At 62.8% G+C, this 19,070-nt stretch carries 25 protein-coding genes; 8 read left to right on the top strand and 17 right to left on the bottom strand.

All coding sequences use genetic code 11. The annotated features are described in order from the left end of the window. Positions 1–24: 24 nt before the first annotated feature. Positions 25–591 carry an NUDIX hydrolase gene (locus tag AC1XDK_RS23055; protein WP_483352337.1) on the top strand — a complete coding sequence of 189 codons (567 nt, stop codon included), beginning with the start codon at positions 25–27 and terminating at the stop codon, positions 589–591. Here the strand turns inward: AC1XDK_RS23055 and AC1XDK_RS23050 are convergent. Next, entirely contained in the window at positions 575–1,399 is an 825-nt protein-coding gene (locus AC1XDK_RS23050; protein WP_483352336.1) for a hypothetical protein, read from the bottom strand. The two genes, AC1XDK_RS23055 and AC1XDK_RS23050, sit on opposite strands and share 17 nt — an antisense overlap. A 132-nt stretch (positions 1,400–1,531) precedes the next feature. Between AC1XDK_RS23050 and AC1XDK_RS23045 the strand changes: the two genes are divergently transcribed. After that, a complete protein-coding gene (locus tag AC1XDK_RS23045; protein ID WP_483352335.1) occupies positions 1,532–1,822 on the top strand; it encodes a hypothetical protein in 291 nt (96 codons plus the stop codon). A gap of 69 nt (positions 1,823–1,891) precedes the next feature. Then, positions 1,892–3,034, top strand: coding sequence for an acyl-CoA dehydrogenase (locus AC1XDK_RS23040; protein WP_483352334.1), 1,143 nt, complete (start codon positions 1,892–1,894; stop codon positions 3,032–3,034). A gap of 37 nt (positions 3,035–3,071) precedes the next feature. Here the strand turns inward: AC1XDK_RS23040 and AC1XDK_RS23035 are convergent, their stop codons facing one another. The 3 genes from AC1XDK_RS23035 to AC1XDK_RS23025 form a co-directional block, all read right to left on the bottom strand. After that, positions 3,072–3,848 (bottom strand): mechanosensitive ion channel family protein, encoded by a 777-nt coding sequence (locus tag AC1XDK_RS23035; RefSeq protein WP_483352332.1) that lies wholly within the window; start codon positions 3,846–3,848, stop codon positions 3,072–3,074. Next, positions 3,849–4,661, bottom strand: coding sequence for a diadenylate cyclase DacZ (gene dacZ / locus AC1XDK_RS23030; RefSeq protein WP_483352331.1), 813 nt, complete (start codon positions 4,659–4,661; stop codon positions 3,849–3,851). Between the two features lie 134 nt (positions 4,662–4,795). Then, positions 4,796–5,062, bottom strand: coding sequence for a DUF7111 family protein (locus AC1XDK_RS23025; protein WP_483352329.1), 267 nt, complete (start codon positions 5,060–5,062; stop codon positions 4,796–4,798). 83 nt (positions 5,063–5,145) lie between these two features. On the opposite strand from AC1XDK_RS23025, the gene AC1XDK_RS23020 reads away from it, so the two are divergent. Continuing rightward, positions 5,146–5,424, top strand: coding sequence for a PadR family transcriptional regulator (locus AC1XDK_RS23020; protein WP_483352328.1), 279 nt, complete (start codon positions 5,146–5,148; stop codon positions 5,422–5,424). Between the two features lie 32 nt (positions 5,425–5,456). Here the strand turns inward: AC1XDK_RS23020 and AC1XDK_RS23015 are convergent, their stop codons facing one another. The 4 genes from AC1XDK_RS23015 to AC1XDK_RS23000 all read right to left on the bottom strand — a co-directional run bounded on the left by AC1XDK_RS23015 (position 5,457) and on the right by AC1XDK_RS23000 (position 8,183). Further along, on the bottom strand, positions 5,457–5,972 hold the full coding sequence (locus tag AC1XDK_RS23015; protein ID WP_483352326.1) for an acyltransferase: 516 nt from the start codon (positions 5,970–5,972) through the stop codon (positions 5,457–5,459). A 58-nt stretch (positions 5,973–6,030) separates the two neighbouring features. Then, complete coding sequence (locus AC1XDK_RS23010) at positions 6,031–6,327, bottom strand: winged helix-turn-helix domain-containing protein (protein ID WP_483352325.1); 297 nt, start codon at positions 6,325–6,327, stop codon at positions 6,031–6,033. Between the two features lie 68 nt (positions 6,328–6,395). After that, complete coding sequence (gene purD, locus AC1XDK_RS23005) at positions 6,396–7,685, bottom strand: phosphoribosylamine--glycine ligase (protein WP_483352324.1); 1,290 nt, start codon at positions 7,683–7,685, stop codon at positions 6,396–6,398. A 69-nt stretch (positions 7,686–7,754) separates the two neighbouring features. Continuing rightward, the gene (locus tag AC1XDK_RS23000; protein ID WP_483352322.1) at positions 7,755–8,183 is read right to left on the bottom strand and encodes a DUF7522 family protein; all 429 of its coding nucleotides are present in this window, start codon (positions 8,181–8,183) and stop codon (positions 7,755–7,757) included. A gap of 120 nt (positions 8,184–8,303) precedes the next feature. Between AC1XDK_RS23000 and AC1XDK_RS22995 the strand changes: the two genes are divergently transcribed. Continuing rightward, positions 8,304–10,448, top strand: coding sequence for a thioredoxin domain-containing protein (locus AC1XDK_RS22995; RefSeq protein WP_483352320.1), 2,145 nt, complete (start codon positions 8,304–8,306; stop codon positions 10,446–10,448). 134 nt (positions 10,449–10,582) lie between these two features. On the opposite strand, the gene AC1XDK_RS22990 is transcribed toward AC1XDK_RS22995, so the two are convergent. Continuing rightward, positions 10,583–10,954 (bottom strand): thioredoxin family protein, encoded by a 372-nt coding sequence (locus AC1XDK_RS22990; protein ID WP_483352318.1) that lies wholly within the window; start codon positions 10,952–10,954, stop codon positions 10,583–10,585. A gap of 99 nt (positions 10,955–11,053) precedes the next feature. Between AC1XDK_RS22990 and AC1XDK_RS22985 the strand changes: the two genes are divergently transcribed. Together AC1XDK_RS22985 and AC1XDK_RS22980 are read left to right on the top strand one after the other, a co-directional pair. Continuing rightward, the gene (locus AC1XDK_RS22985; RefSeq protein ID WP_483352317.1) at positions 11,054–12,103 is read left to right on the top strand and encodes a PLP-dependent cysteine synthase family protein; all 1,050 of its coding nucleotides are present in this window, start codon (positions 11,054–11,056) and stop codon (positions 12,101–12,103) included. Positions 12,104–12,269: 166 nt separating this feature from the next. Next, positions 12,270–13,217, top strand: a complete 948-nt coding sequence (locus AC1XDK_RS22980) for a formate/nitrite transporter family protein (protein ID WP_483352316.1) — start codon at positions 12,270–12,272, stop codon at positions 13,215–13,217. Between the two features lie 180 nt (positions 13,218–13,397). Here AC1XDK_RS22980 and AC1XDK_RS22975 read toward each other — a convergent pair whose 3' ends face one another. From AC1XDK_RS22975 to AC1XDK_RS22965, 3 genes are all read right to left on the bottom strand, one after another. Next, a complete protein-coding gene (locus AC1XDK_RS22975; RefSeq protein ID WP_483352315.1) occupies positions 13,398–13,871 on the bottom strand; it encodes a hypothetical protein in 474 nt (157 codons plus the stop codon). Between the two features lie 69 nt (positions 13,872–13,940). Next, entirely contained in the window at positions 13,941–14,405 is a 465-nt protein-coding gene (locus tag AC1XDK_RS22970) for a DUF5804 family protein (protein ID WP_483352314.1), read from the bottom strand. Positions 14,406–14,516: 111 nt separating this feature from the next. After that, positions 14,517–14,891, bottom strand: a complete 375-nt coding sequence (locus AC1XDK_RS22965; RefSeq protein WP_483352313.1) for a CBS domain-containing protein — start codon at positions 14,889–14,891, stop codon at positions 14,517–14,519. A gap of 157 nt (positions 14,892–15,048) precedes the next feature. Between AC1XDK_RS22965 and AC1XDK_RS22960 the strand changes: the two genes are divergently transcribed. Next, entirely contained in the window at positions 15,049–15,528 is a 480-nt protein-coding gene (locus AC1XDK_RS22960) for a protein-tyrosine phosphatase family protein (RefSeq protein ID WP_483352312.1), read from the top strand. 50 nt (positions 15,529–15,578) lie between these two features. On the opposite strand, the gene AC1XDK_RS22955 is transcribed toward AC1XDK_RS22960, so the two are convergent. The 5 genes from AC1XDK_RS22955 to AC1XDK_RS22935 all read right to left on the bottom strand — a co-directional run bounded on the left by AC1XDK_RS22955 (position 15,579) and on the right by AC1XDK_RS22935 (position 19,044). After that, a complete protein-coding gene (locus tag AC1XDK_RS22955) occupies positions 15,579–15,788 on the bottom strand; it encodes a hypothetical protein (RefSeq protein ID WP_483352311.1) in 210 nt (69 codons plus the stop codon). A gap of 218 nt (positions 15,789–16,006) precedes the next feature. After that, positions 16,007–16,876 (bottom strand): succinate--CoA ligase subunit alpha, encoded by an 870-nt coding sequence (sucD, locus tag AC1XDK_RS22950; protein ID WP_483352310.1) that lies wholly within the window; start codon positions 16,874–16,876, stop codon positions 16,007–16,009. After that, a complete protein-coding gene (gene sucC, locus AC1XDK_RS22945; protein ID WP_483352309.1) occupies positions 16,873–18,015 on the bottom strand; it encodes an ADP-forming succinate--CoA ligase subunit beta in 1,143 nt (380 codons plus the stop codon). Before sucC ends, sucD begins: the two co-directional genes overlap by 4 nt. Positions 18,016–18,215: 200 nt before the next feature. Next, positions 18,216–18,875, bottom strand: a complete 660-nt coding sequence (locus AC1XDK_RS22940; RefSeq protein ID WP_483352307.1) for a glycerophosphodiester phosphodiesterase — start codon at positions 18,873–18,875, stop codon at positions 18,216–18,218. Further along, the gene (locus tag AC1XDK_RS22935) at positions 18,865–19,044 is read right to left on the bottom strand and encodes a hypothetical protein (RefSeq protein WP_483352305.1); all 180 of its coding nucleotides are present in this window, start codon (positions 19,042–19,044) and stop codon (positions 18,865–18,867) included. Before AC1XDK_RS22935 ends, AC1XDK_RS22940 begins: the two co-directional genes overlap by 11 nt. Positions 19,045–19,070 lie beyond the last annotated feature (26 nt).

Genomic DNA, 19,070 nt, shown 5'->3' with positions numbered 1-19,070 from the left:
GGGTAGTCCGCGGTCAGTTGTACGATGACGCTCGATGACCTGTGGTTTCTCTCGACGGAGGCCGAACAGCGGGCGGAGCAGACCTATCACCGACTGACCGAGCGACATACGGGATTTTTGGAGTTCACGCGGCACTACGAGGTGTCCCGCGGTCGATTTCGCGCGCTCGCCAACCGGGTCGCGGAACACGGCGCGCCGTACGGCGCACACACCATCGTCTACCGCCCGTCCCGCGAGGTGCTCCTCGTCTGGCACGCGGGCGTCGATATGTGGGTTCTCCCCGGCGGCGGCATCCATCCTGACGAGTCCCATCGGGAGGCGGCGGAGCGGGAACTCGGCGAGGAAGCGGGCATCGAAGCCGAGTACGAGGGATTGGGAATCGCGACTCGAACCGCGATTCGCTGCGGGGAGTATTCGACGTGGGGCGTCCTCCCCGTGTTTCAGGCGTGTGCGAAAACGACGACGCCGACGGTCCGTGACCCGGACGACGAGATAACGGACGCAAAGTGGTTCGCCGAACTCCCGGACAACACCCGGGACCGGGAGCAACTGGTCGCGTGGAAGGAAAAGCGGTTCAGTTCCCGTGTGTAACGCCGTCGCGTGAATCCGCGTCCATCCGCCGCACCGCGGCGCGGGCGTTGCCCGATTCGTAGCCGAAGAACACGTCGTTTCCGTACGCGTCCGCGACTTCGGCGGCGTGGATGAGGTCGTCGATGTCGATATCCACCGCGTAGAGTTCGACGCTGAACGGAACGTCGAGGGCGTCCTCGAATCCGCTGGCGATGATTTCCAGCCAGTACGTCGTGGAGTAGGCCATGTCGTACAGCGGAATCACGAACTCGTCCACGTGCTCCGAAAGCGCGTCCAAATCGAGTCCGGCACGGTCGTAGAGGTGACCGGGATACGGGTCGGGATACAGCGTCAGATACGTCTTTCCGGGGATTCTGTCGCTCGCCTCCGCGACGAACTCGGTGATGACGTTCGCGCGCCACGCCTTCCAGTCGTCGTAGTCGCTCTCCTCGAACTCGGATTCACACTGCTCGCAGTGGCAGTATTCTGCCCGCGGGAAGCCGATGTCGTCCAAGCGCACGTCGGGGTACGCCGCTGCTGCGTCGGACACCATCTCCAACAGGCCTTCGCGGTACGCTTCGCGGGTGGGACAGATGTAGCCCCAGTCGAAGTAGGGTTGCTCGCGCGTCGCAAGTTCGCCCTCGTCGCTCACGGGCACCAACGAGGGGTCGTTTTCGGCGGCGGTGCTGTCCCCGAAACACGAAATCATGTTCACGCCCATCTCGACCGGTTCGGTTGCGCGCCCCGTTACGTCCTTCATCTCGTAGAAGCCCCGCTCGAACTCGGGCCAGTCGAGTTCCTCGGGGTTTCGCGTCACCACGCCGTACATGGTTCGCCGTTCGGGTTCACGCCGGTAAGACGTTTCGAACGCGGCGTTCGACCTCCGTTTGCTTCCCCCATTTCAACCCCTTTCGAGTTCGCACCACAGACCTACCCCGATGGAGACCCGATACTCTAGTCCATGATTCGAACGCTACTTCGATTCGCACGAGCTAGCTTGGGAGTCCTCCCGTCCGCGGCACCGAGTGACGAGCAACCGCTGAAGGCGTTACAGGGGAACGGAAGCAGTTCCTTCGATAAGCTGAACATCCTGTCCCTGCTCGCGCAAGCGGGCTACGCCTTCCAGAAGGGCAACGCAAAGCGCGGCGCGCTTCTGCTCGGCGCGGCCACCATCGCGCCGAAGAACAAGGAGGCATCGTACCTCATACAGGGTGTCCTCACGCTGGACTCCGTCCGTAAGCGGTTGTCCTAAACGACGACTGCTGTAGCGGGACCGAGCGGGATGGGAAAAGTAAAGGATTGACTGCCCTAATTTTCCGTTATGGACTTCAGTCTCTCCGCAGAGCAGAAACAGATTCGGGACATGGTCGCGGAGTTCGTGGACGAGGAGATCAAACCTCGCGCGGCGGACATCGACGAAACCGACGAGTTCCCCAGCGACCTCGTCTCGGAAATGGCAGACCTCGGCCTGATGGGCATGCCCTTCCCCGAGGAGTACGGCGGGGCCGGACTCGACTACCACTCCTACGCCATCGGCCTCGAAGAAATCGCCCGCGGAAGCGGTGGCCTCGGGACCATCGTCGCGGCCCACACCAGCCTCGCGGGCAACATGCTCTACGAGTTCGGGAACGAGGAGCAGAAAGAGGAGTTCCTCACGCCGCTCAACGAGGGCACCGACATCGGCGCGTTCGCGCTCTCGGAACCCGGTGCGGGGAGCGACGTTCCGGCGATGGACACCACCGCGGAGAAGGAGGGCGACGAGTACGTCATCGACGGCGGTAAACTCTGGATTTCGAACGGCTCCGTCGCCGAAACCGTCACCGTCTTCGCCAAGACGGACCCCGACGCGGACAACAAGGGAATCTCGTCGTTCGTCGTCCGTCCCGAAGAGGACGACGGCTTCCACGTCGAGGGAACGGAACACAAACTCGGCGACAAGGGCTGTCCGACCGCCGAACTCCGCTTCGACGACATGCGTATCCCCGAAGACCGCCTGCTCGGCGAGGAGGGGCGCGGGTTCGTCCACGCGCTGAAGACGCTCAACGGCGGTCGTATCACCATCGCCGCGCGGAGCATCGGCCTCGCCCGCGCCGCACGGGACGACGCGCTCGAATACGCCCAGCAGCGCGAGCAGTTCGACCGCCCCATCAGCGACTTCCAGACCATTCAGCACAAACTGGCCGACATGGACACGAAGGTGCAGGCCGCCAAACTCCTCATGCACCAAGCCGCGGACCGCAAGATTCGGGGCGAGGACTTCATCAAGCAGGCTGCACAGGCCAAACTGTTCGCCAGCGAAATCAGTCGAGAAGTCGCCAACGAAGGCATCCAGATTCACGGCGGCTACGGCTACACCACCGATTTCGACGCGGAGCGCTACTACCGCGACGCCAAACTGAACGAAATCTACGAGGGGACGAGCGAAGTCCTACGGAACACGATTGCGGCGCAGATGCTCGACTGAATCGGGCAACGGGAGCGAAAGCGGCTTTTTGAACGGATCAGTTACGAAGTCGAACCGCACCCTTTCGGAAGACGAGGTGGTTCGGGATGATGAACTCCTCGCCGTCGTTTTCGATGTGCGTGACGAACATGTCCACCTCTTGGACGATTCCCTGATTGCCGGCGACGCGAATCTCGTCGCCGATGCCGTAGGGTTGATTGAGCAGGAGGTAGATTCCCGCCGCCGAGGAGCGAAGCAGGTCCCAGAACGCCACCGCACCGAAGACGATGGCAGCGGCGACGTACGCGCCGAAGAGGACGAGGAGGGTGAGTACCGCGATTCCGATCTGGCTCAGGGCGATGAGCGACGAGATATAGACGATACTGTATTTGACGATTCGCGGGATGACGTTGACCTCGGGGAGTTTGACGCTCCGAAGGCGTTCGCTCACCAACAGTTCGGCCTTGTCCGCGACGACGAACCCGACGATGAACACGAGCGCCGCGACGAACAATTGCGGCGTGAAGAGGATGATTTGCCAGAACAGTTGGGTGCTTAGCGGCAGTTCGGCCGTGTTGAGCGCGAGGAGAATCGTGACGCCGTAGATGAACCACGAGGTGAGACGTGCGATGAGCGAGACTGTCGTCGTTCCGAGACTGCGAGCAGTCCGTTCGAAGGGCGTCCCTTCGACGACTTCGGGGAGACCGGCGGCTTTGAGGATACGCATGTTCAACCGGCCGAGGAGATACCCGGCGATGCCGCCGACGATGAGGATGAGGATTGCGAGAACGACGCGATACTCCTGCTGGAGGAGTACCTGCCAGTCCGCAACCATCTAGTACGCCTCCGGGTCGAGTTCGAGGATGATTTCACCGCCCTTGAACGCCCGGACGAGGCCATCACTCTCCGAGAGGACGATGGCGGTGGCGTTCGTGTCGCGGGTGATGGCACCGCCCGCCATGTGCCGTGCGCCGAGACCTTTCGGGATGTCTACGCCCTCCGCGGACGGTTCGAGGTAGCGGTACGCCGAGACGATTTTCCCCGAATCGGAGATGACGAACGCGCCGTCGAGTCGGGAGAACTCCTTCAACATGACGTTCACGATGGGGTCCCCGACGTGAACGTGGCTCTTCTCAAAGGGGTTGTACGACAGCGGGCGGGACTTGTTCATCACTTTGCCCGCGTCGCCGACGACGAACAGCGCGCCGACGGGTTTGCCCTTCTGGCCTTTCTTCCCGAGTTCGATTGCGACTTCGAACACGTCGCGGATGACGCCGGGGTCGGCCCGCGAGTTGGCGAAGAGGTCGTAGATTCCCGAATGGGCGTCCTCGTCGGCCCTGACGCGAGTGACGGTATCGACACCGTCGTCGAACATGCTCGCGACGCACGTCAGTTCGTCCCCGTCCTCTGCGAGTCCGTTATCGATCGCACCCTCGATGCCGAATCGAATGCGGTCTTTGACGCTCTCGAATTCGAGCGGCAGTTCCACGAAGTCGCTCGCACCGACGTTGTTGCTCGGCGCGACGACGACCACGTCGGTGTCGTTGAGGTCCGTGAACCGCTCGTAGTACGACCCGCTCGGGGAGAAGAGAAACACTGCGTCGACACCTCCGACGAGGTCCTCCAGAAGTTCGCTCAGGGTAGCCATTACAGAAGGTCACTCAATCACCGGAGAAAAGGTTTGTGGGGGTATATGTCATCAGAAATCTCTTTTTGCGTACCTGTCTCCCATCGTTGACTGAAGATGTTAGTCGGGTTTCGACGAAACCGATGTCTGAAATCTCACATACCCATGTCCGACGCGCGGTCGGGGACCGGAAGGTCGTTCGGTCGAACGGACAGCAGTTCCGCGACGTGGTCGAGTGCCATGTCGAACCCGTAGTATCGTTCCAGTTCCGGACTATCCGGCGTCTCCCGAACTTTCAGCATTCCGTACCCTTCGCGGTTCTGTGCGACCGTCGCGGTTCGACCTTCGCGTGAGAATTCGAGGACGCGCTCGTGGTCGGTTTCGAAGTAGCGTGCCGTGATTCCGTCGTCCGAGGTGCTCATACGCGGCGGTTCGAAGGGGAGACAGTCGAAGCTATCGGTTCCAACCCGAAAACCACGTGAGTGCCGCCGCCCCACTCCCGAACATGACACGCTGGCACCAGAGCGGCACCCGCCGGGACATGTGTATCCTCCTCGCCGAGGCCGGGGAACTCCGCGGCCAGAAACTCAAGACGCGATTGGAATCCCGGTACGACAAACAGATAGAACCGAAACGGTACTACGCCACCCTCGAACGACTCGTCGAAAGCGGCCACGTCGAAAGGCGCGTCGAAGGACTGTACGACGTGTTCTCGCTGACGGACACGGGACGAAAACGGCTCGAAGAACAGTTCGAATGGATGAAAGAGAGCGTGGAGGACTGACGTTCCGAGACGCGGATTCGACCGAACGCCGACTACGTTACCCTGTCGCTCGACATCTCCGTTGCCGGAACACCTGCGACCGTCGTATCCGGCGGCACGTCCCGCGTCACCAGCGAGTTGGCCGCGACCTGTGCGTTCGCACCGATTTTCACGCCGGGGAGGACGGTTGCGTTCGCGCCGATCATCGCACGTTCGCCGATGACGACTTCGCCGGTCCGGTACTCGTCCTGCAGGAATTCGTGACAGAGGATGGTCGCGTCGTATCCGATGATGGCGTGGTCCTCGACGGTGATGAGGTCGGGCCAGAACACGTCGGGCGTCGATTCCAACCCCCACGACACCCCGCGACCGACCGTGACGCCAATGGCTCGAAGGAGCAGGTTTTTCAGCCGAAGGCTCGGGTTGATTCGAACCAGCCAAATGACGAGGTAGTTGATGGCGACCCGAAGCGGACTCCTAGCGTTCGTCCAGTACTGCAAGGAGTTCAGGCCACCGGGGGTTTCGTGGCGCGTGATTCGTTCGTGACGCCGGGTCGTGTCGTCGCTCACGGTCCCGACTTGCGTTCGAATTAGCTTGAACCTACCTCTCTCCCGTTCGACCGGTTTCTCACCGTTCCCCCGCCAGTTCGAAAAACGGTTCGAGTTCGGCGACGGCGGCGGTCGGTTCGACCGTCCCGGCGTCGCGGTCGTACTCCACGATACCCATCCCTTCGAGACGCGGGATATGGGAATGATGGAGACCGACTTCGATGCGCGATGGGTCGGTACCGGTTTTCGAACCGGTCATCTCCGCGAGTTCCGAGACAGTTATCTCGTCGCCGTTGTCCAAGAGGGTGGAGAGGACGTGACGGCGTTGACGATGCGACAGCACGTCGAAGATTTCGTCCGCGGTCAGTTGTTCCATACGAATTCATCAGGTCGGGGTAACTTGATTATAGGCCGATTGACCGCCCCGTAGTGCGATCGTTACGACTAGTTACGCAGTTCTTGTACGTGGTCGATTCGCCGCTGCAGGAGCGCTTCGGTTCCGATGTCGTGACGCATGTGTAAACCTTCATCACCAGCGACAGAAAGTGCGTCCTCCGCGATTTCTTCGGCGTCCGCGATGGACTCGCCAACTCCCACGACGGCGAACGAGCGGGACGTGGTGGTGTAAATCCCGTCGTCGCGTTCGTCGACGCTGGCGTAAAACAGGATGGCGTCGCCCGCGTTCTCCTCGCTGATTTTCACCTTCGCCCCCGCTTCAGGGTCGGTCGGATAGCCGTCAGGCACCGCATACTTGCAGACGGTCGCCTTCGGCGCGAAGGTGAGCTTCGGTAAATCGTCGCCTTCTCGCGCGGCGACGAGAACGTCGAGGAAGTCCGTCGTGAGAACCGGCAAGGTGTTCATCGCTTCGGGGTCGCCGAACCGGGCGTTGAACTCGATCACCTTCACGCCGTCGGCGGTGAGCATGAACTGACCGTAGAGGATGCCGCGATAGTCGTCGAGCGCCGCGACGGTGGCTTCCAGCACCTCGACGGCCTCGCGGTAGTCCTCCTCGGTCATGAACGGGAGTTCGAGACCGGCGTCGCTGTAGCTTCCCATGCCGCCCGTGTTCGGCCCCTCGTCGCCCTCGTAGGCGCGCTTGTGGTCCTGAATCGCGGGCGTGACCCGCAACTGTTCGTTCGCTACGAGCGCTTGGACCGTGAACTCCTCGCCGACGAGTCGCTCTTCGAGGACCACGCGGTCGTAGTCGCTGTCGCGGATGTACTCCTTCGCTTCCTCGTCGGTCACTTGGTCGCCGATGACTTTGACGCCCTTACCGCCCGTCAACCCGGCGGGTTTGACCGCGAGGTCGCCGTCGTACTCGTCGATGTACTCGCAGGCCGCCTCCGTATCGTCGAACGTCTCGAAGTCGGGACAGCCCGGAACCCCGTGTTCCTGCATGAACCGGCGCTGGAACGCCTTGTCCGTCTCGATGCGCGCTTCGTCGGCGTTCGGGCCGAACGCGTAGATTCCGGCGTCGTTCAACGCGTCCGCGACGCCCGCGGCGAGGGGACCTTCCGGCCCGACGACGGCGAGCGTCGCACCGACCTCCTCCGCGTAGGAGATGACTGCCGTCGTGTTCGTCGTTTCGAGCGTCTCGAACCCGTCCGCGAGACGGGCGATTCCCGGGTTTCGGTTGCCTGCACAGGCATAGAGGGCTGTGTCACTGTCGTCCAGCGCTCGGGCGATGGCGTGTTCACGGCCGCCGCCACCCACCAGCAGTACGGTCTCGCTCATGTGGGCACGATGTGCGCACAGCGGTGTAAACGTTGCCGTTTGACACCGAGAAAGTATGCATATTTGTGATTACTTCTCGCCGAATCGGTTCTCCATCTCCTTGCGAAGCGACACGGCGACGTCCTCGAAATCGGCGATGGGGAGGTTGTCGCTCGTGAGGAGGATACCGTGGTCACCCACGATGACGCGGCTAACGAACCCGTCCGCGAAGGCGCGGATGGTGAGTTCGTACTCGCCGAGAATCGGTTCGAACCCCTCTTCGCCGAGGCGTCGATACGTCTCGTGGGTGCCGAACCCGAGTCGTTCGTTGGCGACGAAGACGGCCTTTCGTTCCTTCGCCACCTCTCGGTCCCCACCGTACAGGTCGCTTCGAAGATAGAGCAGTTCCGAGTCGGTCGGCGTGAAGTGAATGACGCTCCGAAGCGTGTCCCCAATCCCCGTCCGACAGGTCGTCGCTATCTCCTCCGCGAACCCCTCGTCGATGCCTGTTTCGGACATGGAAACTCTCTACGCCAGCGATGATTATGAGCTGTTGGATTTTCTGAACGAGGATGGCGGGTCGGTCGTCCGTCGAGCGAATCCCCATCTTTACCTCCTTCAATCGACTCAGGTACGGGTATGACCGCACCCACCGAACGCAATCGACTGGACGAGGAGGAAAGTCCGTATCTCCGCCAGCACGCCGACAATCCGGTCCACTGGCAACCGTGGGACGATGCCGCGCTCGAAGCGGCGAAAGAGCGGAACGTTCCCATCTTCCTCTCCATCGGCTACTCGGCCTGCCACTGGTGTCACGTGATGGAAGAGGAGAGCTTCGAGGACGAGGAGGTGGCGGAACTGCTGAACGAGAACTTCGTCCCGATAAAGGTGGACCGGGAGGAACGCCCGGACATCGACGCGATTTACATGAGCATCTGCCAGCAGGTGACGGGCGGCGGCGGATGGCCGCTGTCGGCGTGGCTGACCCCCGACGGCAAACCGTTCTACGTCGGAACGTACTTCCCCAAGCGTTCCCAGCAGGGACGACCGGGATTCCTCGAACTGCTCGAAAACGTGAAGAACACGTGGCAGGAGAACCCCGAGGAGATGAAAAACCGCGGCGAGCAGTGGACGGACGCCATCGAGGGCGAACTGGAATCGACGCCCGAGGCCGACGACGCGCCCGGCCCGGAACTGCTCGAAAGCGCGGCCCAGCAGACCGTCCGCACCGCGGACCGCGAGTACGGCGGGTTCGGTCGCGGGGGGCCGAAGTTCCCGCAACCCGCACGAATCGACCTGCTCCTCCGGGCGTACGACAGGACCGGCGCGACCCAGTACCGCGACGTGGCGGTCGAAACGCTCGACGCGATGGTGAACCGCGGGATGTACGACCACATCGGCGGCGGGTTCCATCGCTATGCGACCGACCGGAAGTGGACGGTACCGCACTTCGAGAAGATGCTCTACGACAACGCGGAACTGCCCCGCGTACTCATCGAGGGGTATCGACTCACCGGCGACGACCGATACGCCGACGTCGTCCGCGAGACGTTCGAGTTCCTCGAACGCGAGATGCGCCACCCCGAGGGCGGGTTCTACAGCACGCTCGACGCCCGAAGCGAGGACGAGGATGGCAACTACGAGGAGGGGCCGTTCTACGTCTGGACGCCGAGCGACGTGTACGAGGCCGTCAACAGCGAGCGCGATGACGACGACATCGACGACGAGACGGTGGCGGACATCGTCTGTGAACGCTACGGAGTCACCCGGTCTGGCAACTTCGAGGGGAAGACGGTACTAACGCTGACCACGGACATCCCGGACCTCGCCGAGAAGTACGACCTGCCCGAGGACGAGGTTCGGAACCTGCTCGAACGGGCCACCCTGTCCATGTTCGAGGCACGAGAAGAACGGAACCATCCGCCCCGCGACGAGAAGATACTGGCCGGGTGGAACGGCCTGCTGATTGCCGCGCTCGCGGAGGGCGGTTTCGTCCTCGCTGACCACTACACCGACCTCGCGGCGGATGCGCTCGACTTCGTTCGCGAGCACATGTGGGACGAGGAAGAGGGGAGACTCTCGCGGCGGTTCAAGGATACCGATGTGGCCATCGACGGCTACCTCGAAGATTACGCCTTCCTCGCACGCGGTGCGTTCTCGCTCTATCAGACGACGGGGAATCCCGAGTACCTCGGGTTCGCACTCGACCTCGCGCGCGCCATCGAGCGCGAGTTCTGGGACGAAGAGCACGGTACGTTGTACTTCACCCCCGAGAGCGGCGAACGACTGGTCGCACGTCCGCAGGAACTCGCGGACCAGTCCACCCCGTCGAGCCTCGGCGTCGCAACCGACGTGCTGGCCGTCCTCTCCGAGTTCGCACCCGACGAGGCGTTCGCCGAGGTTCCGGAAGGGGTACTCGAAACTCACGCCCGGACCATCGAGTCGAACCCGTTCCAGTACGCGACGCTGGCGCTCGCCGCCGACCGCAACGCGACCGGGTCGCTCGAACTGACCGTCGCCGCCGACGAACTCCCGGCGTCGTGGCGGGGACGACTCGCCGAAAGCCTCCTCCCCACGCGGATTCTGACCCGCCGACCGCCGACGGAGGACGGCGTGGAGGAGTGGTGTGAAAAACTCGGATTGGAGAGCGTGCCGCCGATTTGGGCCGACCGCGAGTCGTCGGGCGAACCGACGCTCTACGTCTGTCGGTCGTTCACCTGCTCGCCGCCCGTGACGGACATCGACGCGGGGTTGGAGTGGGCGGACGACCTCGTGCCGGAGTAACTCCGTTTCAGTCGGTCAGTTACCGACGTGAACGGCCGAAACCCTCGGCTTGGGCGTCGCGTACCTCGCGCTCGTCACGCTCCTTTCGGTGGTACTGATGCGGCTACGGCAGTGAGAAAAACGAACTCGAATCCTCAGGCCAACGCGTCGCTTTCCATGAGTTTCCGCGCGAGGTAGTCCGCGGCGGGCAGGTCCTCTTCTTCCTCGAATCTGGCGACTTCCTCGTCCGCTCGTTCGGCCACGATGGTCGGGATGAGCGTCACGTCGTACTCCTCGGTGAGTTCGCCGTTCTTGTCGTCGTCCACCTCGTAGACGTGGACTCGGTCGTCTTCCACGCCCGCGGCCTCCAGCGCGGCGAAGAAGTCCGGCAGGCACGACTGGCAGTCGCCACACCAGTCCGCACCCCAAACGCGGTAGGTGAGTTCTCCGAGGCCCGATTCGAAGGCGCCTATCGTCTCGCTGTGTTCGCTCGCGTCCCACTCGGGATTCGGTTCTGTCGATTCCATGTTCGGGAAATGGGACCCAACGCGGATAAGAATTCTCGCTTCCGGCACTGCCTGCCGGTGTCCCGTAGGTGTTTAGGCGTGGGATTCGTACCATGAAATATGGAATCCTCCATCCTCGATGCCGTGGGGTCGCCGCTCGTCCACGTCCGCTCTCCCGAGGGTGCGACCGTCGCGGCGAAACTCGAATCGTTCAATCCCGGCGGGTCGGCGAAGGACCGCCCCGCACTGGCGATGGTCGAGGCCGCGGAGCGTGCCGGGGAACTCCACCCCGGCGACCGAATCGTCGAACCGACGAGTGGCAACACGGGTATCGGCCTAGCAGTCGTCTGTGCGGCCCGTGGCTACGACCTCACCATCGTCATGCCCGCGTCGAAGTCCCCCGAACGCCGGAAGTTGCTCAAGGCCTACGGCGCGGACCTCGAACTCGTCGACGGGAACATGGAGTCCGCGAAGGCGCGGGCCACCGAACTCACCGAGTCCGACGACGCGGTGCAACTCGGCCAGTTCGAGAACGAGTTCAACGCGGAAGCGCACTACCGAACGACCGCGGAGGAGATACTCGAACAGGTCGACGGCCGCGAAATCGACGCCTTCGTCGCGGGCGTCGGCACGGGCGGAACGATTACTGGCACCGCCTCGCGCTTGCTGGAGGAGTTCCCCGACATGGACGTCGTCGCCGTCGAACCGGACCGCAACCCCGTCCTCTCGACCGGCGAACCCGGCGAGGACGAGTTTCAGGGAATGGGTCCCGGATTCGTGAGCGAACTCATCGACACCGAACTCCTCGATTCGGTCGAACGCGTCGCACTGGAGGACGCCGAGGAGGAATGCCGCCATCTCGCCCGCGAGGAGGGTATCTTAGTCGGTCAGTCGAGCGGTGCGGCGAGCGTCGCAGCCTATCGGGTCGCGGAGCGCCTCGCCCGCCCGGAACTCAACTGCCCGGAGGTTCCCGAGGAGTGGAACGACATGGTGGAAGCTGAGGACGAACGTGCGAAAGCGACATCTGACGGTGGTGCCGACGACCAGACGGCGTTCCATCGGGCGAAGTCCGATGGCGGCGTGGAACAGGGCTACGACGACTGTCCGCTCGTCGTTACCGTCTTCCCCGACAGCGGGGAGCGTTACCTCTCGACGGGCATGTTCGACTGAGGTCACGCGCTCGGCGTCGTTCATTCATCTGTTTCTCGCGTCGAACCGCCGATAGCGGGTCGCATGCTGCGACTTCGACCGCCGCAACCGTCTTGCTCGTGTACGTCGTGTCTCGTGTACAGCGAGCGGTGCGACGGCGGCTTGCTTTCCTCACACGAGGTGAATCATGAGTGCAGACGACTCGAACCCCGACGACAGCATCAGAGAGGCGGTGGACCGCGCTCGAAGCGGCGCACCGGCGGCTGGTGAGGCCGTTCGGGACCGGTTCTCGACGGACGAGATATTCCAACGCGTCATCGCGAGCGCCGACGAGGAGATAGATTCCAGCGTCCGGGAACTGTTCTTCAGCGGGTTGGCCGCCGGGTTCGCCATCACGCTCACCGTGTTAGCACACGCGGAGCTGAGCGCGACGTTCTCCAACCCACAGATAGGCGCGTTGCTGTATCCGGTCGGCTTCATCTACATCATCATGGGGCGGTATCAGCTGTACACGGAGAACACGCTTCCGCCGGTGACGTTAGTGTTGACTCGCCTCGCGAGTATTCCCCTCCTGTTCCGGGTGTGGGGTGTCGTGCTGTTCGGCAACCTCCTCGGAGCGGCGCTCGGCGCGTTAGTGCTGGCACACGCCAACGTGCTGACGCCGGAAGCGGCACACGCCGCGGTCGAGTTCGGGCGGGAGGGGATTCGACACGGCTGGTGGTCGCTGTTCTTCAAGGCCATCTTCGCCGGATGGCTCGTCGCGGGGATGGTCTGGCTCGACCACGCCTCCCGCGACTCGGCGACCCGACTGCTCCTCGTGTACGTCATCATCTACACGATTCCGGCGACCGGTCTCTACCACGTCGTCGTAACGGCGTGCGACGCGTCGTATCTGCTGTTCACCGGCCATGCGGGATTGATTCCCGTCGTCGTCCACTTCTGGACGCCGGTCCTCCTCGGTAACACGCTCGGCGGCGTGTTCTTGGTCGCCGTCGTGAACTACGCACAGACCGGCAAACGCCATTTCCTCTCCGATTATCGCGAGACGTTGAGCCTCCGAGAGTGGGTGCTAGGGTGGCACGCAGGTCGTCCGAAGGTATCGTTGCGGGAGAACGGAGGCGACTCCGAACGATAGCCACCTCACGAATCGAGACGGGACGTTGCTCATCCCTCGTTTCCACGAACTGGGAACGATGGCCGCCCGTTATCTACCCCGAGATACTGTTTTCGACCGTGGGTTCGCCATGGCCCATCCTCCGCTGCCCCGCTGACGGTTCGGTCCCCGACTCCGGCTCCCGAAGCCCTCCACTTTCCCCTACCCATCTCGTCGCGTGTCGAGAAGCATGGCGACGGTGTTCTGGAGATATCGCATGGCGGTTGCGAGGCCCATCAGACCCTCCATCACCGACTGCCGACTGGCCCCGTCGGGATAGATTCGGTGTTCGAGCTGAATCGATTGTGCGTCCCGCAACTCACACGATGCACCCTCCGCGTCGAGGAACGTATAAAATCCCGGCGTCGCCGCCAGCGCCGGTCCGATACGGGTCAACAGTTCGTCCCTGTCCGCCTCGTCTTCGAGGAGTCGCCGGGTTCGCTCCGTGTCGAACGCGGTGTTGCTGACCAGTCGAACCGGCCCTAACGTCTCCTCTTTGATGATGTGTATCGGCAATCGCGCGAGTCGAAGTTGAATGTTGAACTCCGTCCCCTCCTCGTTCACGTGTTGAACGTCGTTCACGACCTTCCTATCGAGCCACGCCGCCACCTGTTCCTCGCTGATTGGCCCCACCATACGCCCCCGTCGCCGAGTACGTGGAAAAGGGTTGTGCCGGAACTCTCGGGGCGGTTTCCTTTCCGGCCTCTACGCCCGGAACTCGTCTTCGGTCACGCGAACGACCAGCGTGTCGTCCACGTCGCGCAGGTCGTACTCCGGCACCCCATCGACCGTCCGGGCGACGTACATCGGTTCCACGAGTTCCGCGCCGAACTCCCCGTCCACCACGCCGTACACCTTGAGCAACGGGTCCGTTTCCGCGGCTTCCACCTCGCGGTCACGCACGCGCGCCGCCAGTTTCCGCGAGAGCCACTCCTCGTCGCTCACGCTCGGGTCGAGCACGAGTGCCTCGTCCACGAAGCGAACCAGATACCAGTTCAGGTCGTTCAACAGCGAGGTCGCGGAGCCGACGCTGATGGTCTCCAGTTCGAGGCAGTTGCCGTACGGTTCGCGGATCTGATAGGTAGCGAGGGCGTCGCGTGCCGTCTCACGGGAGAACAGTTCGGCACGCAACTCGACTCCATCAGAACCGACGAGCAGGACGCGGGTCACAGTTTCCGGTGGTAGCGCCGAAGTAAAGCGATTTCGTCTTGTCGCGGCGAACTGGCCGTCGTCCGGGCCGTCATCGCCGCTTCGACCGCCGTCTTGTCGTCGTCTCGTTCCTCAGGAGAGGAGGGTGGCCACGTCCGTCGAGGAGACCATCCCCACGTACTCCTCGTCCACGACGGGAAGGTGTTTGATACCGAAATTGGTCATCATCGCGGCGACTTCCTCCATGTAGAGGTCGGGAGTCACTGTTTCGACGTCCTCGGTCATCACGTCCGCGACCTTCACCTTCGTCGGGTCCAACCCGTCGGCGGCGACGGCGAGGACGTCGGAACTGCTGATTATCGCACGTGGCGACGTCGTCACGACGAGCGCGCTGATATCGCCGTCGCGCATTACCTCTGCGGCCTCCGTGATGGTCGCGTCCGGGGAAATCGTCTTCAGTGGCGTGGACATCATATCCCTCACACGAGTTCTGTCGTTGTTACTCATACCACAGTAAACGGTACCGGGGGATATTGGTCTTTTCCCGCACGAGTCGGTTCAAAACTGAATTCGGTGACGATTCCTCACATCTCGTTTCGTTTTTCAACCGCATTGGCTCGAAAAATCGAAAGGTTGAAACACGGCATCCGACGACCACGAGAGGATGTCCGACGAACCCGATGCGGGCGACGAATCGGTCGTTTTCGTCCGACCCGTGGGATACGTCGCCGACGAACCGGTGATTCGGCGTCTCGGCCCGCGGGACCTGTTCATCGGAAACGAGTTGGCGGCACACCCTGACCGCCACGACCACGCGTTCGAGTACGTCCTCTCGGTTTCCACCGGACGCCACCCGCTCACCACGCACCACTGCCCCCTCATCGACGGCGCGGGTAACGAGTGGCGCGCGTTCGAAAGCGCCGTGGACACCGCACGGCAACTGTTCCGCGAGGAGGGTTCGCTCCTCGTCCACTGTACGGCGGGAATTTCGCGGAGCGCCACGGTTCTCTCGACCACGCTCGCCGCCGAGGAGGACAGGACGCTCCACGACGCGCTAGCCATCGTGCAGGATGCGCGTCCGCACGCCGTCCCGAACCCGGCACTCCACGAGTTGGCGGTGACGTATCTCGCGGCAGGGTCGTAGACGAACTCGTCCGAGTCATTCGTCTCCAAAAAAATACGATTCCGTCTCCGCTACGGCAGGTGCGGACCCGACTGCCGGGGGACGTACGGCTTGCGCGGTTCGACGGAGATGCTGCTCACGGGCACCCCCCGTTCGTCCAGCACGGCGTGAATCGCGCCCAAAAACTCCTTGTCCACGTCGTCGGCGTCGATGCCGCGGAAACGGAGGGCGACCTGTTTGATGGCGATACTCTTTTCTTGAGAAGGTTCGTTGTCGGACATGCTTCGATAGCCTCGAAGCAAGCAGGGTAGGTGCTGTCACACCTGCCTTTCGGCGAAAGCCCTGTTGCTTCGTCCGACATATCATATTACGGTGAGTTAATTCTATTGGTTCGGTGGGTTGGGAGATTCGAGAAGAACTCCCTCATCCATCTCTTGCGATTCGAACGAGGGTCGCTCCGCTCGACGGAACGAAAGAAACGAGAAATCGAGAGGGGAGATTACAGGAAGTCTTCGATGTTGTCGGCGACTTCCTCGGGCGTGTCGCCGACCGGGACGCCCGCGTCGTTGAGGGCGTTGATTTTGCTTTCCGCAGTGCCAGTTCCGCTGCCGGAGACGATGGCACCCGCGTGGCCCATGCGCTTTCCTGGCGGGGCCGTGCGACCGGCGATGAAGCCGGAGACCGGGGTATCCATGTTCTCCGCGATGAAGGCCGCGGCCTCCTCCTCGTCCTCGCCGCCGATTTCGCCGCACATGACGACCGCGTCGGTGTCCGGGTCGTCCTCGAAGAGCGAGAGCGCGTCGATGAAGTCCGTGCCGATGATCGGGTCGCCGCCGATGCCGATGGCGGTCGTCTGCCCGATGCCGCGCTGGGTGAGGCTGTCCACGACTTGGTAGGTCAGCGTCCCCGAGCGGGAGACGAGACCGACGTTACCGGACTCGAAGATGTTGCCGGGGAGGATGCCGAGTTTGGCCTCGCCGGGCGTGATGATGCCGGGGCAGTTCGGGCCGAGCAGTCGCGTGTCGGTCTCCGAGAGGCGCTTGTACACCTTCGACATGTCCTGTGTCGGGACGCCTTCCGTGATGGCGACCGCGAGGTCGAGGTCCGTGTCGAGGGCCTCGAAGATTGCGTCTCCCGCGAACGCGGGCGGGACGAAGATGACGGACGCGTCGGCGTCCTCCTCCTCGACCGCTTCGTTCACGGTGTCGTAGACGGGCACGCCCTGCACTTCCTGCCCGCCCTTGCCGGGGACCGCACCGGCGACGACGTTCGTTCCGTACTCCATCATCTGTTCGGTGTGGAAGCTACCCTCACCGCCAGTGATACCTTGGACGACAACTCGGGTGTCGTCGTCGACGAGAATGCTCATTGTTTGTCCTCCGCGTTTTCGACGGCACGCTGAACCGCGTCTTCGAGCGTTGCTTCGACCTGAACGAGGTCGGTGTTCAGAATTTCCATCCCTTCCTCGGCGTTCGTACCGGCGAGTCGAACGACGACGGGTTTCGGAATCTCGTCGAGCGATTCGAGCGCCTCGTTGATACCCTTGGCGACCTCGTCACCGCGGGTGATGCCGCCGAAGATGTTGAAGACGACCGAATCGACGTTCTCGTCCGAGAACACCATGTCCAGCGCGTTCGTCACGCGCTCTGCCTTCGCGCCGCCACCGATATCGAGGAAGTTGGCGGGTTCGCCGCCGTAGTAGTCCACGAGGTCGAGCGTGGTCATGACGAGTCCGGCACCGTTGCCGATGATACCGACGTTGCCGTCGAGTCGAACGTAGTCGAAGCCGTACTCACCGGCCTTGCGTTCGAGGTCGTCCTCGTAGGAGTCCTCCTCCATCTCGGCGAGGTCGGGGTGACGGAACAGGGCGTCGTTGTCGATGTTGAGCACCGCGTCGGCCGCGACGACTTCGTCGTCGCTCGTGACCATCAGCGGGTTGATTTCGGCGTCGCTCGCGTCCTTGTTCGACCAGAGGTCGTACAGCGTCGTGAGGACGCTCGCGACGTCCATGGCGATGTCCTTGTCCACACCCGCTTCGAAGACGGCCTTGCGGGCCTGATACGGGTGCATTCCGAACGCCGGATCGATGTGTTCTCGAGCGATCGCCTCTGGGTCCTCCTCGGCGACCGCTTCGATATCGACGCCGCCTTTCGTGGAGACCATGGCGACAGGTTTGCCCTCGCCGCGGTCCATCGTCACGCCGACGTAGAGTTCATTGACGAAATCGACGGCCCCTTCGACCAACACCTGTTCGACCGTGTATCCTTTGAGGTCCATTCCGAGGATGTCCTCGGCGGCTTCCTCGGCCTCGTCGCGGTTCTCAGCGAGTTTGATTCCGCCGGCCTTTCCGCGGCCGCCGACGTGTACTTGCGCTTTTACCGCGACGGGGTAACCGATGTCCTCCGCCGCTTCGACGACTTCCTCGACACTCTCCGCGAGTGCCGAATCCGGCGTCGGAATCCCCGCGTCGGAAAACACCTCCTTCGCCTGGTACTCGTGTAGCCTCATGCATTCGAAAGGGGGTTTCCGCGCCGCTTAAATCCCGCCGGTTCACGCCGAGGGCGGTTTTTGCCGCGACCGGTTTTCAGCGCCCCTCGAAGTAGTCTGCAGTCAGCGATTTCGTCGGATTTTACCGGCACGTCCGTTCCGTTTTCGGTGAACCGACGGCGGTTCGAACTCGTAGACGGAACGGTACCGAGCCAACCGAATCAGAACACCGCTGACGTATCCGAGACGATGCCATCGACACCGGCGTTCGCCAACGCCGTCGCACCCTCCTCGTCGTCCACCGTCCACGAGTTCACCCGCAAACCTTCTTGGCGTGCTCGTTCCACGAACGCCGCGTCACAGAGGTCCGCTCGCGGATGCACGCAGACACAGTCCAAATCGACGGCCGTGTCGATGCAGTTCGGCCCGCGCTGGTTGATGTAGGCCAGTCGAACGTCGTCGTCCCGCTCACGGAGGTCCCGGAGGACGTTCGAATCGAACGACGAGAGGAGCATCTCGTTTTCGACGCTCTCCACCGCGTCGAGCACCTCGTCCGCCATCCCGACGTGCTTCAGTTCGAGGGTGATCGCCGTCCCCGCCGGAACCGAATCGAGCGCGGTTTCGAGGCGCGGAACCGTCTCGTCCGAATCGAGAATCGTCAACTCCCGGAGGACCGACCACGGCGTGTCCTGAACCAGTCCGAACCGGTCGGTCACGCGGCCGAGTTTCGCGTCGTGAAAGACGACGAGTTCGCCCGACCCGCAGCGCTGAACGTCCATCTCGACGGCGTCCGCGTGTTTCGCGGCGCTTTCGAACGCGAGCGGGGTGTTTTCGGGGTAGTCGTCGGCGAACCCGCGATGGGCGATTCGGTCAATCGGCATAGAACCTCACCAGACGACAGTCGGGACAGAGGTAGCCGTTCAGATACTCGGCATTCAGACCGAGCGCGCTCAAGAGGCCGTCCTCGGTTCGGAGGCTGATTCGCTCCTCGCCGAACGTTTGATGCTCGACGGCTTTCATCGACACGTTGCAATCGGGGCACGTGGGCATACCTTCGCTTCGACCCCTGCGGACTT

The sequence above is a fragment of the Haladaptatus sp. HS23 genome, assembly GCF_056892285.1.
This window is presented reverse-complemented; position numbering and strand designations above follow the sequence as displayed.

Coding starts and splice junctions, on each gene's coding strand:
- dacZ (WP_483352331.1), bottom strand. CDS start 4,661: ATGGCTACCCTGAGCGAACTTCTGGAGGACCTCGTCGGAGGTGTCGAC.
- AC1XDK_RS22980 (WP_483352316.1), top strand. CDS start 12,270: ATGAGTGCAGACGACTCGAACCCCGACGACAGCATCAGAGAGGCGGTG.
- AC1XDK_RS23020 (WP_483352328.1), top strand. CDS start 5,146: ATGACACGCTGGCACCAGAGCGGCACCCGCCGGGACATGTGTATCCTC.
- sucD (WP_483352310.1), bottom strand. CDS start 16,876: ATGAGCATTCTCGTCGACGACGACACCCGAGTTGTCGTCCAAGGTATC.
- AC1XDK_RS23035 (WP_483352332.1), bottom strand. CDS start 3,848: ATGGTTGCGGACTGGCAGGTACTCCTCCAGCAGGAGTATCGCGTCGTT.
- AC1XDK_RS22985 (WP_483352317.1), top strand. CDS start 11,054: ATGGAATCCTCCATCCTCGATGCCGTGGGGTCGCCGCTCGTCCACGTC.
- AC1XDK_RS22940 (WP_483352307.1), bottom strand. CDS start 18,875: ATGCCGATTGACCGAATCGCCCATCGCGGGTTCGCCGACGACTACCCC.
- AC1XDK_RS22955 (WP_483352311.1), bottom strand. CDS start 15,788: ATGTCCGACAACGAACCTTCTCAAGAAAAGAGTATCGCCATCAAACAG.
- AC1XDK_RS23025 (WP_483352329.1), bottom strand. CDS start 5,062: ATGAGCACCTCGGACGACGGAATCACGGCACGCTACTTCGAAACCGAC.
- AC1XDK_RS22975 (WP_483352315.1), bottom strand. CDS start 13,871: ATGGTGGGGCCAATCAGCGAGGAACAGGTGGCGGCGTGGCTCGATAGG.
- AC1XDK_RS23000 (WP_483352322.1), bottom strand. CDS start 8,183: ATGTCCGAAACAGGCATCGACGAGGGGTTCGCGGAGGAGATAGCGACG.
- purD (WP_483352324.1), bottom strand. CDS start 7,685: ATGAGCGAGACCGTACTGCTGGTGGGTGGCGGCGGCCGTGAACACGCC.
- AC1XDK_RS22990 (WP_483352318.1), bottom strand. CDS start 10,954: ATGGAATCGACAGAACCGAATCCCGAGTGGGACGCGAGCGAACACAGC.
- AC1XDK_RS23050 (WP_483352336.1), bottom strand. CDS start 1,399: ATGTACGGCGTGGTGACGCGAAACCCCGAGGAACTCGACTGGCCCGAG.
- AC1XDK_RS22965 (WP_483352313.1), bottom strand. CDS start 14,891: ATGAGTAACAACGACAGAACTCGTGTGAGGGATATGATGTCCACGCCA.
- AC1XDK_RS23010 (WP_483352325.1), bottom strand. CDS start 6,327: ATGGAACAACTGACCGCGGACGAAATCTTCGACGTGCTGTCGCATCGT.
- AC1XDK_RS22995 (WP_483352320.1), top strand. CDS start 8,304: ATGACCGCACCCACCGAACGCAATCGACTGGACGAGGAGGAAAGTCCG.
- AC1XDK_RS23055 (WP_483352337.1), top strand. CDS start 25: ATGACGCTCGATGACCTGTGGTTTCTCTCGACGGAGGCCGAACAGCGG.
- AC1XDK_RS22935 (WP_483352305.1), bottom strand. CDS start 19,044: ATGCCCACGTGCCCCGATTGCAACGTGTCGATGAAAGCCGTCGAGCAT.
- sucC (WP_483352309.1), bottom strand. CDS start 18,015: ATGAGGCTACACGAGTACCAGGCGAAGGAGGTGTTTTCCGACGCGGGG.
- AC1XDK_RS23045 (WP_483352335.1), top strand. CDS start 1,532: ATGATTCGAACGCTACTTCGATTCGCACGAGCTAGCTTGGGAGTCCTC.
- AC1XDK_RS22960 (WP_483352312.1), top strand. CDS start 15,049: ATGTCCGACGAACCCGATGCGGGCGACGAATCGGTCGTTTTCGTCCGA.
- AC1XDK_RS23040 (WP_483352334.1), top strand. CDS start 1,892: ATGGACTTCAGTCTCTCCGCAGAGCAGAAACAGATTCGGGACATGGTC.